This window comes from Pseudoalteromonas phenolica, from assembly GCF_044788725.1.
GTDB lineage: Bacteria > Pseudomonadota > Gammaproteobacteria > Enterobacterales > Alteromonadaceae > Pseudoalteromonas > Pseudoalteromonas phenolica_C.
The window spans coordinates 3,868,265-3,881,871 of the sequence record NZ_CP173161.1 but is presented as its reverse complement, the minus strand read 5'-3'; the positions used below and the strand labels follow the sequence as shown (position 1 = coordinate 3,881,871).

The 13,607-nt window shown below is 43.0% G+C and carries 10 protein-coding genes; 8 read left to right on the top strand and 2 right to left on the bottom strand.

Annotation, left to right across the window (positions count from 1 at the left end; translation table 11 throughout):
* The first annotated feature begins 6 nt into the window (after positions 1 to 6).
* The 6 genes from atpG to ACH784_RS17535 all read left to right on the top strand — a co-directional run bounded on the left by atpG (position 7) and on the right by ACH784_RS17535 (position 8,165).
* The gene (gene atpG, locus ACH784_RS17560) at positions 7 to 867 is read left to right on the top strand and encodes a F0F1 ATP synthase subunit gamma (protein ID WP_404392404.1); all 861 of its coding nucleotides are present in this window, start codon (positions 7 to 9) and stop codon (positions 865 to 867) included.
* A gap of 32 nt (positions 868 to 899) precedes the next feature.
* Positions 900 to 2,285: a F0F1 ATP synthase subunit beta gene (gene atpD / locus ACH784_RS17555; RefSeq protein ID WP_404392402.1), complete on the top strand. Its 1,386-nt coding sequence runs from the start codon at positions 900 to 902 to the stop codon at positions 2,283 to 2,285.
* Positions 2,286 to 2,299: 14 nt separating this feature from the next.
* Positions 2,300 to 2,716 (top strand): F0F1 ATP synthase subunit epsilon, encoded by a 417-nt coding sequence (locus ACH784_RS17550; RefSeq protein ID WP_404392400.1) that lies wholly within the window; start codon positions 2,300 to 2,302, stop codon positions 2,714 to 2,716.
* A gap of 296 nt (positions 2,717 to 3,012) precedes the next feature.
* A complete protein-coding gene (gene glmU / locus ACH784_RS17545) occupies positions 3,013 to 4,377 on the top strand; it encodes a bifunctional UDP-N-acetylglucosamine diphosphorylase/glucosamine-1-phosphate N-acetyltransferase GlmU (RefSeq protein ID WP_404392398.1) in 1,365 nt (454 codons plus the stop codon).
* Positions 4,378 to 4,736: 359 nt separating this feature from the next.
* Positions 4,737 to 5,981, top strand: a complete 1,245-nt coding sequence (locus tag ACH784_RS17540; RefSeq protein WP_404392396.1) for an HlyD family secretion protein — start codon at positions 4,737 to 4,739, stop codon at positions 5,979 to 5,981.
* Between the two features lie 51 nt (positions 5,982 to 6,032).
* The gene (locus ACH784_RS17535; protein WP_404392394.1) at positions 6,033 to 8,165 is read left to right on the top strand and encodes a peptidase domain-containing ABC transporter; all 2,133 of its coding nucleotides are present in this window, start codon (positions 6,033 to 6,035) and stop codon (positions 8,163 to 8,165) included.
* Positions 8,166 to 8,238: 73 nt separating this feature from the next.
* Here the strand turns inward: ACH784_RS17535 and ACH784_RS17530 are convergent, their stop codons facing one another.
* Positions 8,239 to 8,397 (bottom strand): hypothetical protein, encoded by a 159-nt coding sequence (locus ACH784_RS17530; RefSeq protein WP_404392392.1) that lies wholly within the window; start codon positions 8,395 to 8,397, stop codon positions 8,239 to 8,241.
* A gap of 97 nt (positions 8,398 to 8,494) precedes the next feature.
* Positions 8,495 to 8,728, bottom strand: coding sequence for a hypothetical protein (locus tag ACH784_RS17525; RefSeq protein ID WP_404392390.1), 234 nt, complete (start codon positions 8,726 to 8,728; stop codon positions 8,495 to 8,497).
* A 195-nt stretch (positions 8,729 to 8,923) separates the two neighbouring features.
* On the opposite strand from ACH784_RS17525, the gene ACH784_RS17520 reads away from it, so the two are divergent.
* A complete protein-coding gene (locus ACH784_RS17520; RefSeq protein WP_404392388.1) occupies positions 8,924 to 10,135 on the top strand; it encodes a lanthionine synthetase C family protein in 1,212 nt (403 codons plus the stop codon).
* A gap of 9 nt (positions 10,136 to 10,144) precedes the next feature.
* Positions 10,145 to 13,330, top strand: a complete 3,186-nt coding sequence (locus ACH784_RS17515) for a lantibiotic dehydratase (RefSeq protein WP_404392386.1) — start codon at positions 10,145 to 10,147, stop codon at positions 13,328 to 13,330.
* Positions 13,331 to 13,607 lie beyond the last annotated feature (277 nt).

Here is a 13,607-nt window from a genome sequence, read left to right as displayed (position 1 = left end):
AGAGTCATGGCCAGCGGAAAAGAGATTAAAAGCAAGATCGGGAGTATCAAGAATACTCAGAAGATCACCAGCGCAATGGAAATGGTTGCTGCTTCTAAAATGAAGAAAGCACAAGACCGTGTGGCTTCAAGCCGTCCATACGCTGAGAACTTACGCAAAGTGATCGGTCGTGTTGCTCAAGCAAATCTTGATTTTCATCACCCGTTCTTAGAAGAACGTGATGTGAAGCGAGTTGGTTATATTGTTATCTCTACTGACCGTGGTCTATGTGGCGGCTTAAACTCTAACGAGTTTAAAAAAGTTACTAAAGACGTACAGGCGTGGAAAGAAAAAGGCGTTGAAGCTGAATATGCTACTTTAGGTGGCAAAGCTGCTGGTTTCTTCCAACGTTTCGGCGGTGATTTACTCGCTAAGAAAGCGGGTCTTGGAGATGCACCTTCAATTCAGGACGTTATCGGTCCTGTAAAAGTAATGCTAGACGCATTCGCTGAAGGAAAAATTGACCGTTTATTCGTGGTATACAACAAGTTTGTAAATACCATGAAGCAAGAGCCAACGATCGAACAGTTATTACCTTTGCCAAAAGCTGAAGAAGAAGTATCAGCACACGCTTGGGACTACTTATATGAGCCGAGCCCAGAAGCGATCCTAGAGACGCTATTGGTACGTTTCATTGAGTCACAGGTATACCAAGGTGTAGTTGAGAATGCTGCTTCTGAGCAGGCTGCCCGTATGGTTGCGATGAAAGCCGCAACTGATAACGCAGGTGACCTGATTGATGAGCTGCAACTTGTTTATAACAAAGCCCGTCAGGCTGCAATCACACAAGAAATCAGTGAGATTGTAGGCGGTTCGGCAGCTGTATAACGCTTCGGCAAAGTTTAACGAGAGGAATAGACATGAGTTTAGGTAAGGTCGTCCAAATTATCGGCGCCGTTGTGGACATCGAGTTTCCACAAGACAACGTGCCAGCCGTATATGACGCACTAAAAGTTACAGATGGCGACTTAGCTGGTTTGACTTTAGAAGTTCAACAGCAGCTAGGTGGCGGTGTGGTACGTGGTATCGCACTTGGTACTACTGACGGTTTACGTCGTGGTACTTCAGTAGAAGGCACAGGCGAGCCAATCAAGGTTCCAGTTGGTACAGCTACACTAGGCCGTATCATGGACGTACTTGGTCAGCCTATTGACGAAGCAGGTCCAATTGGTGAAGAAGAGCGTATGTCAATTCACCGTGCTGCGCCTTCATACGAAGATCAATCAAACTCAGTAGAGTTATTAGAGACTGGTATCAAGGTAATCGACCTTGTATGTCCATTCGCTAAAGGTGGTAAAGTTGGTCTATTCGGTGGTGCCGGTGTAGGTAAAACCGTAAACATGATGGAACTTATCCGTAACATCGCTATCGAGCACAGTGGTTTCTCTGTATTCGCAGGTGTTGGTGAGCGTACTCGTGAAGGTAACGATTTCTACCACGAGATGAATGACTCAAACGTACTAGACAAAGTATCTCTAGTATACGGTCAGATGAACGAGCCACCGGGTAACCGTCTACGTGTTGCACTAACGGGTCTAACTATGGCTGAGAAGTTCCGTGACGAAGGTCGCGACGTACTTTTCTTCGTAGATAACATCTACCGTTACACACTAGCAGGTACTGAGGTATCAGCACTTCTAGGTCGTATGCCTTCAGCGGTAGGTTACCAGCCTACACTAGCTGAAGAAATGGGTGTACTTCAGGAGCGTATCGCGTCTACTAAGACTGGTTCAATCACGTCTATCCAAGCGGTATACGTACCTGCGGATGACTTAACTGACCCATCACCAGCTACGACGTTCGCGCACTTAGATGCAACAGTTGTACTTTCTCGTGATATCGCATCACTTGGTATCTACCCTGCGGTAGACCCACTTGATTCAACTTCACGTCAGCTTGACCCTCAAGTAATCGGTAACGAGCACTACGACACAGCACGTGGCGTTCAGACTGTACTTCAGCGTTATAAAGAACTGAAAGACATCATCGCGATCCTAGGTATGGACGAGCTATCTGACGAAGATAAGCAAGTTGTATCTCGTGCACGTAAAATCCAGCGTTTCCTATCTCAGCCGTTCTTCGTTGCTGAGGTATTCACAGGTGCACCTGGTAAATACGTTTCACTGAAAGACACTATCTCTGGCTTCAAAGGCATCTTAAACGGTGAATACGATGACATGCCAGAGCAAGCTTTCTACATGGTTGGCTCAATCGACGAAGCGATCGAAAAAGCCAAAAACATGTAATTTAGGAGGGTGTTATGGCAATGACAGTACATCTTGACGTAGTAAGTGCAGAGCAGAGTGTATTCTCTGGTGATGTAGCAACTATTCAAGTGACAGGTAGTGAAGGTGAGCTAGGTATTCATCCTGGACACGCGCCACTATTGACTGGCCTAAAACCTGGTATGGTACGTTTAGTTAAACAAGATGGTTCTGAAGACATCATCTATGTTGCTGGCGGTACGCTTGAAGTTCAACCAAAGACAGTAACCGTTCTTGCGGACGTTGCTATCCGTGGTGAAGAGCTTGACGAGCAGGCTGCTGAAGAAGCTAAACGTGAAGCGCAAGCACAAATGGCTTCGAGCACTTCAACTGAACTTGATACGCACGCTGCAGCTGTACAGTTAGCAGAAGCAATCGCTCAGCTACGTGTTATTCGCCAGCTACGCAAATAATACATCCTATCTGGTTTAAAAAGCCCGCACTGCAAAGTGCGGGCTTTTTTATTTCTAAAAATAAAGTTTACTTAACACTTTTATACTTATCATCTGTGGTGCAAGGCGCTACAATATTGCGCAATTTGCGTTAATGTTGATTGGTCTACTGCCACCAGCTGTGGTTTACATCTGCACATGATGTGATTTGTTTAAAGATGGGCTTTTCGATATAGCGTGACAAATATACCAATACTGCTAATTGAGCTTTTGAAGATTGGTATTAAACACAAGCAAAGAATAAGGACTCTGTGTTAATGGCACTTACATCTATCATCCTGGCTGCGGGTAAAGGTACCCGTATGCGTTCTAAACTTCCTAAAGTTCTTCACCCTGTTGCGGGTAAGCCTATGGTACAACACGTTATCGACAATGCAGTATCACTCGGTGCACGTGAAACTAACTTAGTATACGGCCATGGTCGCGAACAGTTGCAAGCTGCACTTTCGCACAATGAAGTAAACTGGGTTTTACAAGAAGAACAACTAGGTACTGGCCACGCAGTGGCGGTAGCGAAAGAACATATTGCTGATGATGATACCGTTTTAATTTTATACGGTGATGTGCCACTAACAAAAAGATCCACCCTAGAAAAACTGCTCGCCGCGACACCAGAAAAGGGTCTGGCGGTATTAACGGTTAATCTTGATGACCCGTCAGGCTACGGTCGCATGCTTCGTGAAAATGGCAAGCTTGTGGGTATCGTTGAGCAAAAAGATGCAACACCTGAGCAATTAGCGATTCAAGAAATCAACACGGGCATCATGGCGGCAAATGGTGAGTTGTTAAAGCGTTGGTTGAGCAACCTTTCAAATAACAATGCACAAGGCGAATACTACTTAACAGACATCGTTGCAATGGCACACAGTGAAGGTGTAGAAATTACTTCTGCTCAACCTGATCACCCGATGGAAGTAGAAGGTGCGAACAACCGTGTGCAACTTGCAGCACTTGAGCGTGCTTACCAAGCATGGCAAGCCGAAACGTTAATGATTAACGGTGCAAGCCTTGCAGACCCTGCTCGTATCGACGTACGTGGTACGGTAAAAACAGGTCAAGACGTGCAAATCGATGTGAATGTTATCTTTGAAGGTGATGTTGTGATCGGTGACGACGTGGTCATTGGTCCAAATTGCGTGCTTAAAAATTGTACTATCGGTGATGGTGTCGTAGTAAAAGCCAATACTTTAATAGAAGATGCACAAGTTGCAGCTAAATGTACCCTAGGCCCATTTGCGCGTTTACGCCCAGGTGCGGTAATGGAAGAAGACTCTCACATTGGTAACTTTGTTGAGATGAAAAAATCGCGTTTAGGTAGAGGCTCTAAGGCAAATCACTTAACTTATTTAGGTGATGCAGAAGTTGGTGAGAAGGTAAATATTGGTGCTGGTACCATTACTTGTAACTATGATGGTGTGAATAAATCAAAAACCATCATTGGCGATAATGCGTTTATCGGCTCTAACTCTTCTTTGGTTGCGCCAGTAGAAATTGGTGCGACTGCTACAGTGGGCGCAGGCTCTGTGATCACTGCAAAAGTAGAAAGTGAGCAACTGGCGGTTGCGCGTGGCAAACAGCGCAACCTTGATGGTTGGCAGCGCCCAGTAAAGAAAGCAAAATAAGCATATTTTCAGAGTACTGATAAGTCTAAAAGAGCAGCAATCGCTGCTCTTTTACTTTTCAATTTATTACTTATATTCCTTTATGACAGGCAAAGTGATACATTGGTTTTCAAAAGTTAATTTATCGTTAATACCAATCCTCTTAATTCAGTGATCTATTTTGAGGCAAGGAAAGCTTGTCGATAGCACCGCTCACGCGTCCTGCTATCGCTGAGGTACCTACATCCATGTAGGCAAGGCGAAAATTTTGCAATTTAGTTGCTCTAAATAAGAAATTTTTCACGAAGCAAGCGACGGCTTTAGTCACTCAAAATGATTAAGTATTATTGAGGGCAGGTATAACATATAAGAAGTAACCTATGGACAGTCTATTCCGCAAAGAAGTGCTGGAACATAAACGACATCGACTAGAAGGAGCTGTGTCGCTTATTCAGCCACCCATTTTTACAAGACTTACCGTGTTGATCTTAATGGTCGTCATAGTCAGTTTAGTATTTTTGAGTATTGGTCAATACACTCGCAAAGAGCGAGTGACAGGCGTCATTGAGCCCGATGCGGGCTTGTTGCGTGTTGAAGCTTCACAGTCTGGGTTGATATCAGAAGTCTTGGTATCTGAAGGACAGTTTGTAGAAGCAGGGGCACCGCTTTTGAGAATAGCTTCGGCAAAACACAGCAGCCAAGAGCTTGAGCTTAACCAAGCCTTATTAAATCAATATCAGTTTCAACTCAACTCGTTAGAGCGACAAATTACTCAACAACAAGCACAAGACACCCTAGATCTTGAACAGCTTAATTTGCAAAAAATTGCTCTAGCACAGCGACTATCAGAGCTCGATAGCCAAGCAGCCACTTTTAAACAACGTCTAACTTTAAATCAACAAATGGTCGAGCAAGTCGGCAGTTTAAAAGGCACCGGTTACATCTCTGAGTTAGAACTGCAAAGGCAGCGAGATACTTTATTATCGTTGCAACAGCAGGCGTCGAGTATCAAGTCTGAGCGTGTGTCATTGGCAAGTCAGCTACAGCAGCTTGAAAAGCAAATTGAGCAGCGGCCATTGCAGCAGCAAACGCGCATAGCGCAACTTGAGTCACAAAAGGCTGATTTACAAATGCAGCTTTCATCCATTGAACAGCAGCGATTGGGTGAGTTGCGAGCGCCTAAGTCAGGTATAGTCAGTGGCTTGACTGCAAAGGTTGGAAAAACAGTTTCAACGGGACAAAGTTTATTGTCTGTGTTACCTGAAAATAGCGAAATGCAGGCGGTTGTCTATGTGCCAACATCAGCATTTGGTTTTGTTGATGTCGGACAAAATGCGCGTTTACGTTATCATGCTTTTCCTTACGAGAAGTTTGGTGTTTATGATGGCACCATTAAAGAAATCAGTAATTCAGTGATCTTACCGGAAGAGGCATCTACACCAGGTGTTCTCACCGAGCCCGCTTATCGCGTCGTTGTCGCTTTAAACGATCAAAGCATTCAAGCTTATGGAAAAGCAACAGCGCTTAGAGCTGGTATGAGGCTCGATGCAGACATAGTGATCGAAGAGCGCTCGCTATTGCGTTGGTTATTTGATCCGGTATTTAGTATTAAAGGTCAGCTGTAATCAATAGTCAGCAATTGACCCATATTTATAACAATAATAAGGCAGTAAAAAATGCATGAAGTAGATGAAAATGTAGTGAATAAGCTACAGTTTTGGTCAAGGAACTCATTGCCCATTATTTTACAGTCGGAAGCCGCTGAATGTGGCTTAGCAAGTTTAGCTATGGTGGCCTGTTACCATGGTTATCAAACCGACTTGGTCTCGATCCGACAAAAATTTAGTATTTCTCTTGAGGGCGCGACGCTGCTCGATATTATGGGCTTTGCTGAGCAGCTAAAGTTAAGCACAAGACCACTGCGTATTGAGCTTGAAGATCTTGACGCATTACAAACCCCTTGCATTTTACATTGGGACTTAAATCACTTTGTGGTGCTAAAAAAGGCCAACGAAAAACGCATCGTGATCCACGATCCAGCCAAAGGTGAGAAAACACTCACCCTTGAAGAAGCGTCAAAGCATTTTACAGGGGTCGCATTAGAGCTCACACCCACTAAAGATTTTGAAAAACAAGAAAGCAAACCAACGTTAAAGTTCTCTGATTTTTGGAGCCGCATTTCTGGGTTAAAACGCTCACTACTGCTTATATTCTTGTTGTCGATGTTATTGCAAGTCTTCACGCTTGCCGCACCATATTACATACAGCTGGTGATTGATGATGTAGTGCTCACCGGAGATACCTCATTACTCACTGTGCTCGCGGTGGGGTTTTTCTTAGTGTTAATTTTTGAAATAGCCACCAATGCATTGCGGGGCTTTACCTTGCTGCACTTTGGTAACCAGATGAACATACAGCTCGGTGCTAATTTGTTTCATCATCTTGTGCGCTTGCCTATTTCCTACTTTGAGAAGCGTCATATGGGTGACGTGGTATCGCGTTTTGGCTCATTGCAGCAGGTTAAGCAATTACTGACTACAGGCGTGATCGAAGCCATTATTGATGGCCTAATGGCAATCATTACTTTAGCGATGATTTTCTTTTACAGCCCGACCTTATCGGCTGTGGTGCTGGTGGCAGTGTTTGCCTATGCGGGCGTTCGTATTGCCATGTATAAACCTTATCGCGCTATCAGTGAACAAGAGATCATGGCGCGCGCCGAAGAAAACTCTAACTTTATGGAAACCGTGCGAGGCATTCAAACCATCAAGTTATTTGGTTCTGAGGTAAAACGAGAAGGACAATGGCAAAACCGCTATGCCAATGCCATCAACCAAAATATCCGTATTGGTAACTTTAATATTGGCTACGATGCGGTAAACCGTGCCTTATTTGGTATTGAGAATATCGTGGTGGTGTATTTGGCTGCACACTTAGTGATCCAGGGCGGTTTCAGTACCGGTATGTTGTTTGCGTTTATGTCATATAAGCGCCAGTTTATGGAAAAAACAGCCAACCTCATCGAAAAGTTCATTGAGTTCAAGATGCTTGGCTTACACTTCGATCGTATTGCTGATATTGCACTTACTGAAAAAGAAGACTTACAACCCGCAAATTTAAAGCGCCATACTCTAGAAGGTGGTATCGAAGTTAGAAATGTTAGCTTTGCTTACTCTGATGCGACTCCCAATGTGCTTGATAACTTAAGCTTGCAGATTAAAGCAGGAGAGTCAGTGGCAATTACAGGCCCTTCAGGTTGCGGTAAATCAACGCTATTAAAACTTTTGCTAGGGTTAAATAAGGCGAAATCAGGAGAGGTGCTTATTGATGGTGTGCCACTTGAGCAAATAGGCGCAAGGCAATATCGTCAACAAATTGCTGCGGTAATGCAAGACGATGAACTATTGTCAGGCTCTGTAGCAGATAATATCGCATTTTTTGACTCACCTGTTGATATGGAACGAGTGGTGTACTGTGCACAACTGGCCGCCATACATGACGATATAGCACAAATGCCTATGGGCTATGACAGTTTAATAGGTGACATGGGATCGAGCCTTTCTGGTGGTCAAAAGCAGCGTATTATCCTCGCTCGAGCTTTGTATAAACAACCGAAGATATTATTTATGGATGAAGCCACCAGCCATTTAGATACAAACTTAGAGGCTGATATTAACGAAGCAGTGTCGAGACTGGATATTACCCGTGTGATCATTGCTCACCGTAAAGAAACCATCGCTTCAGCTGATAGAGAAATACAGTTAAAGAAACCCCAAAAGCAAGATGAGATTCAAGTTTCAGAAACATGAGTTTTGATTGCGTGATCGATAAATGAATGGTTGAACGCACTTTTTTAAAGTGCGTTCACGAATCAAAATCAATTTACCAAGTATCTGTACAGGCGCTTGTTATATCACAATAGTCTTTGTAATTTGTTCTTTTTTCAAAACCACCAGCAACCTGTGGCGTCATCGCTGCAGGGATCGCTTTGTTATCATTAGAAAGGGACTTCATTTTCTTTTTATTTAATTTTAATTTCATAATCATATCCTTGTTTAAAATGTTAGCGCTTAAAAGGTAAAACTATTATTGATAGGGGTGACAATAACCTCTATTTCCAGTCAGTAAGAAATTCACATTAGTTCAAATGGCAAATCTTTTGTGAATTACAAGTTCCAAAATCATCACTGACTTGACCTCCACCCGTTGCGCCACAGTAGCCAACTGATAAATCATTACAAGTACCTGAACAACCTTGTGTACGGTAACAGAATCCTGTACCACCACCAATTTGAGGTGTCATTTCTTTTGGCATTGAGCTTTTATCAGATGATAAAGACTTCATTTTCTTTTTATTTAATTTTAATTTCATAATCATATCCTTGTTTAGAAATTTGAACCCATAGTGGGTGCAAAGTTAAAATAAATGATCCCCATAACATTTTCAATCAATTAAATAAAAATTAACAATCTCAAATGTGTTGAGCTTTTACTGCTGCTTAAGTAAGGTATCAGATAGTTGTTGCAGGAATAATAATTAGAATGGTGTTTTCACCTAAGGAAAGATATGCCAACTCATGCTATTGCATCGCCAGAGCAAGAAGCTCTAATTCGCGCGATTATAAAATCACTGGCTGAAGAAGTTAGCCAGGACCTTACAAATATAAAAAATAATGGTTTATTAAGCGGCTTAGCTGGCCATTTACTGTTTCTTTTTAATGCTTATCGTCTCGATGAAGACAACATTGATGAAGCTTTGTTTTCAGAAAAATTAGAGCAGTTACAAGAGCAGCTTGATCAGCAGTCATTTGAGCTAAGCAGTGGTCTTGCAGGGCAAGCTTGGGTACTAGAATATTTTAACCAAGCTGATGTGCAAGATTATGACCCTGAACTGTTAAGTGAAGTTGACCAGCTCTTCCATGATGCACTTAATCACCAGCCTTGGCCTGGAGAAATAGAATCTGTGCTCGGTTTAGCTGGGTATGCGCCTTATGCTGCAAGACGAAGTAAATATACAGATCAAACCGCATTATATGGCGTCATTGTCGAAAACTTTGCCTGTGTTGCTGATCAAGTTGGCGAAAATCAAATTAGCTGGTCTCAGCCAGAAAACTCCGTATATCGTTTTGAGAAAGATGATCCTAAAAAGCCTGAATATAATCTAGGTTTGGCACATGGAGTGCCGGGGATCATTGCGGCGCTTATTCCTGCCATGAAAATTGAATCATTAAGAGCTCCTACTGAGAAATTACTAACACAGTCATGTGATTGGCTAATGACACAGCAAAACCCTGACACTGATTCTGAATCTTGTTTTGGTTCATGTGTAGGTGGTGAACATAAGTCTCGTCTTGGTTGGTGTTATGGTGACTTGACCATCGCAATGACCTTAGCTCGCGCAGGGCATGCCTTAGATAGACCTAGTTATGTCGATCAAGCATTAAGCATTGCTTTAAAAGCAGCAAAGCGCGATGCCGCAAGTGGTTATATTAATGACGCAGGGCTGTGTCATGGGTTTGTTGGCCTGGTCAGTATTTATCAGTTACTGAATAAACTAATGCCCCATCCTGAGCTTGAGAAGGCAGCTAAATATTGGCTTGAATACAGCCTTGAACAATATCAAGAGCAAGGCTTAGCAGCCTTTTATGCTTATAACGGCGAAACGCGAAAGCATGATGAAAACTTTGGTTTTTTAATGGGCTATGCGGGCATTGGGTTAGGCTTAGTATCAGTTATCAGTGATGATTTAGACTGGGCTGAGTGCTTATTAATGGCATAAGGAGTTAGCATGTCAAACAACAATAAAACCCCTCCCCCTGTAACGAATAAAAGTATGCAGCATGCGCCATTCTTTGTGATGCGTACGCCGCGTTTATCACTAGAGCATTTAGCAGAATTTAGCTCAGAGTCTGCCGACACAAACGCTATTTTAGAAAAGTGGTTAGCGATAGATGGTGTGCTAGAGGCAATTTACCTGGCCAGTCCGTCGTTATTAGAACGTATTGAACAATGGCGTACCAAACCTGAATCTAAGCAGGGTAAAAAGGTTGCCCAAGCACTGCTTAAATACATGTTACGTATGTGCGCAAGACCTACGCCTTTTGGTCTGTTTTCGGGCATTCATAAAGGTGAAATTGGTGATAAAACTGAGTTTGTGAGTGCAGAACATACGCAAGATAGTCGTAAAACACGTCTAGATATGTTTTACCTTTCGGCGCTCAAAGAACACTTTGTGAAAGAAGCGCAACGTGCCGATAATTTAATTTATCGACCCAACCCATCACATTATTTTGTTGCCGATCAATGTCGTTATATCGAGAATTATTTATCAGAAGACAGCATGCAATACCGTTTGAGTGCGGTCGACAGCGATGAATACTTTCATTGTGTACTTGAGCTTGCAAAAGGCGAGTTAAGCTTTAATGGTTTGGTAGACGCTTTCTGCCAACGCTACGACGAAGCAGGAAAAAGCGACGTTGAAGCTTATATACAAGACCTAATCGACGAAAAAGTACTACAAGCTGATATCCCATTGCCATTAACGGGCGATTCACCGGATCATGCTCTACTAAAGTCGCTGCAAAATATGAATGAGTTGGCTACGGCGGATCAACTTGCAACAGCACTTGCTATGATCGAAAAGCTTGATAACGAGAAAAGCGGTGAAATCACGCCTTATAAGCAGTTACTTGAGCACTTCCAAAATTTGCCAGTAAAAGCGCAAGAGAATAAATTGTTCCAGAGCGATGTGTATCGCGCCTTTGAACAATGTCTGCTAAGCGCTCAAGAAGTTCAGCGTGTACAAAAGCAGCTCGAATTGTTAGCTGAATTGGGAGATAGCGACAATTCTAATCCTCTGAGCAATTTTATCAGCAAGTTTAATACGCGCTTTGAAGGCCAGTTTGTTCCGCTTGATGTCATCTTAGACGACGAGTCAGGTATCGGTATTTCGAACGAAACAGGCTATGAGGCCCCGCTGGTAGCTGGATTAAATCTGGTTAGAGGTAATCAAGGGGGAGGAGAAGCGCCTAAGCCGACACGACTCAATCAGATTATTGAAGAAGCACTAAGTTTACCTGCAAATCGAAGCAAAGACTGTGTTGTACTTAAGAGCAAAGAGCTTAAGGCAAAAGTGAAAAGCAAAGAGCCAATCAGTAAAAAGTTTCCAGCTTCTTTATCTGTGATGTTAAGTGCATACCAAGACGAAAGAGAAAACGCTATCTTTAAGCTTGGAGGGTGTTCAGGACCTTCGTCAGCCAATTTGCTTGGCCGCTTTTGTCACTTAGATAACAGCTTAAAACAAGCGGTTATCGAGGAGCTACAAAAAGAGCAAGCGCATTCAGATAATGTTATTTTTGCCGAAATAGCGCATATGCCGGAAGGTCGTCCCGGCAATGTAATTGCCCGTCCTCATCTGCGCGAATACGAAATCGTGTTCATGGCCGACAGTAGTCTAGATAGCGAATATCAAATTTCACTAAGCGACTTATTTGTTTGGGTTGAAGGGCAAAAAGTGAAGCTGTGGAGCAAGCGCCTCAATAAACAAATCATCCCGCGCTTATCATGTGCACATAACTACTCAGCAAGAAGCCTAAGTGCTTATAAGTTCTTATGTATGCTGCAACACCAAGAAGGTCGAGCACCAAACTTCAGCATGCCTGGCAGTACTGCCAATGCGGCATTTGTCCCCAGAATCATGTTGGATAACCTGATCTTAAGTGAAAAAACGTGGCGTATTGATCGAAAAGAGCTAGAGGCAATCAGTAAAAATGGTCAGTTTTCGGCAGAGAAACTCACTGCGTTATTAGACAAATACCAACTTGACCCACAAGTCAGTTATGCGATGGCCGATAATGTGTTGCAATTAGATTTACGCCATCCAGATATGTTGGCAGTGCTGCTGTCTGAAACCAAAGGTCAACTGCGCGTAGAGCTTAAAGAAGTGTTAACGTCGCAACTGACGTCTCGTGTCGTCGATAAACAAGGGCATCATTACAACAATGAAATGGTTATCCCATTGTTTAATGGTAATGCTGGTGTGCACCATCACTTTGCTGATAACCCCATCGCTAATATCACCGCGAAACCAATTAAGCGTCGCTTTAGCGCGGGTTCTGAATGGCTTAGTTTGAAAATTTATTCAGGTAATTCAATCGTCGAGCAGTTATTAACCGAAAAACTGCTACCTTTCATTGCTGAACAACGCGGCGATTTTGAAAAGTGGTTCTTCATTCGTTATGGCGATCCTGACTGGCATTTACGTTTGCGTTTCTATGGCGAGCCAAGCAAGTTGTGTGGTCAGTTGTTACCTAAGCTGAATCAGCTCCTCGATCCTATGGTTGAGTCTGGCGAGCTACACAAAGTCGAGCTGATGACCTACGAGCGTGAAGTTGAGCGCTACGGTGGTCCAGAATCGATGGCGCTTATTGAATCTCTGTTTATGTTAGACAGTGAATTAATTGCACGCACTTGTGGTTTGATCGATGAATATGGTGAAGACATTCGTTGGCGTGTTGCGCTGCAATGTACCGACAAGCTGCTCACCTTATTCAATTATGATGAGATCGCTAAGTTTAATTTGATCAGCTCGCTACGTGCCGGTTTTGGCAATGAGTTTAATGAAACAAGTCAGTTACGTAAGCAGCTTGGTAACCGATATCGTGAATATCAAACTCAGCTAGAAGATGACTTTGTGAAATTAGCTGATTTGACTCAGTTACCTGATGATGAGGCTCAACAAGCAATTGGCCAGCTTCTTCTTCAATGGCAGCAGCAAGCACAGCCTGTGGTTGCACAGCTAAACGAGATGCTAGAGGGCAGTAAGTTAAATTGTAGTCGAGATTCATTGTTAAACTCATTGCTGCACATGCATAACAATCGTATGTTTAAAGCTTATGGTAGAGAGCAAGAGTTAGTGATCCATGACCTGATGCGCCGCAAATACTTCTCGGCAGACAAAGGCCAAAGTAACTAACACCAACCTTGAAACGACCTTCAAAAGCACTGTTTTAACAGTGCTTTTTTGTGCATGTTGAAATGTTTATAGTTGTTTGAGCACTGTCAACCCTGGTAGCACCGACTTTAAGTCGGGTTTACTCAACTTTCTCACTTAGTCTTAGCCTAGCTTTTTGAGTTATTCAAAACTCCGGTAGCACCGACTTTATGTCGGGTCAGTCTTAATCACCATCTTAACCGCACTGCTTCCGTTTTTTGTTTATTGTCTATTCATCAAATGCTGACTACCATTACAA

Excerpts from the sequence above, each read along its gene's own strand:
- ACH784_RS17515 (WP_404392386.1), top strand. The coding sequence starts at position 10,145 with ATGTCAAACAACAATAAAACCCCTCCCCCTGTAACGAATAAAAGTATG.
- ACH784_RS17535 (WP_404392394.1), top strand. The coding sequence starts at position 6,033 with ATGCATGAAGTAGATGAAAATGTAGTGAATAAGCTACAGTTTTGGTCA.
- ACH784_RS17550 (WP_404392400.1), top strand. The coding sequence starts at position 2,300 with ATGGCAATGACAGTACATCTTGACGTAGTAAGTGCAGAGCAGAGTGTA.
- ACH784_RS17525 (WP_404392390.1), bottom strand. The coding sequence starts at position 8,728 with ATGAAATTAAAATTAAATAAAAAGAAAATGAAGTCTTTATCATCTGAT.
- atpG (WP_404392404.1), top strand. The coding sequence starts at position 7 with ATGGCCAGCGGAAAAGAGATTAAAAGCAAGATCGGGAGTATCAAGAAT.
- ACH784_RS17520 (WP_404392388.1), top strand. The coding sequence starts at position 8,924 with ATGCCAACTCATGCTATTGCATCGCCAGAGCAAGAAGCTCTAATTCGC.
- glmU (WP_404392398.1), top strand. The coding sequence starts at position 3,013 with ATGGCACTTACATCTATCATCCTGGCTGCGGGTAAAGGTACCCGTATG.
- ACH784_RS17540 (WP_404392396.1), top strand. The coding sequence starts at position 4,737 with ATGGACAGTCTATTCCGCAAAGAAGTGCTGGAACATAAACGACATCGA.
- atpD (WP_404392402.1), top strand. The coding sequence starts at position 900 with ATGAGTTTAGGTAAGGTCGTCCAAATTATCGGCGCCGTTGTGGACATC.
- ACH784_RS17530 (WP_404392392.1), bottom strand. The coding sequence starts at position 8,397 with ATGAAATTAAAATTAAATAAAAAGAAAATGAAGTCCCTTTCTAATGAT.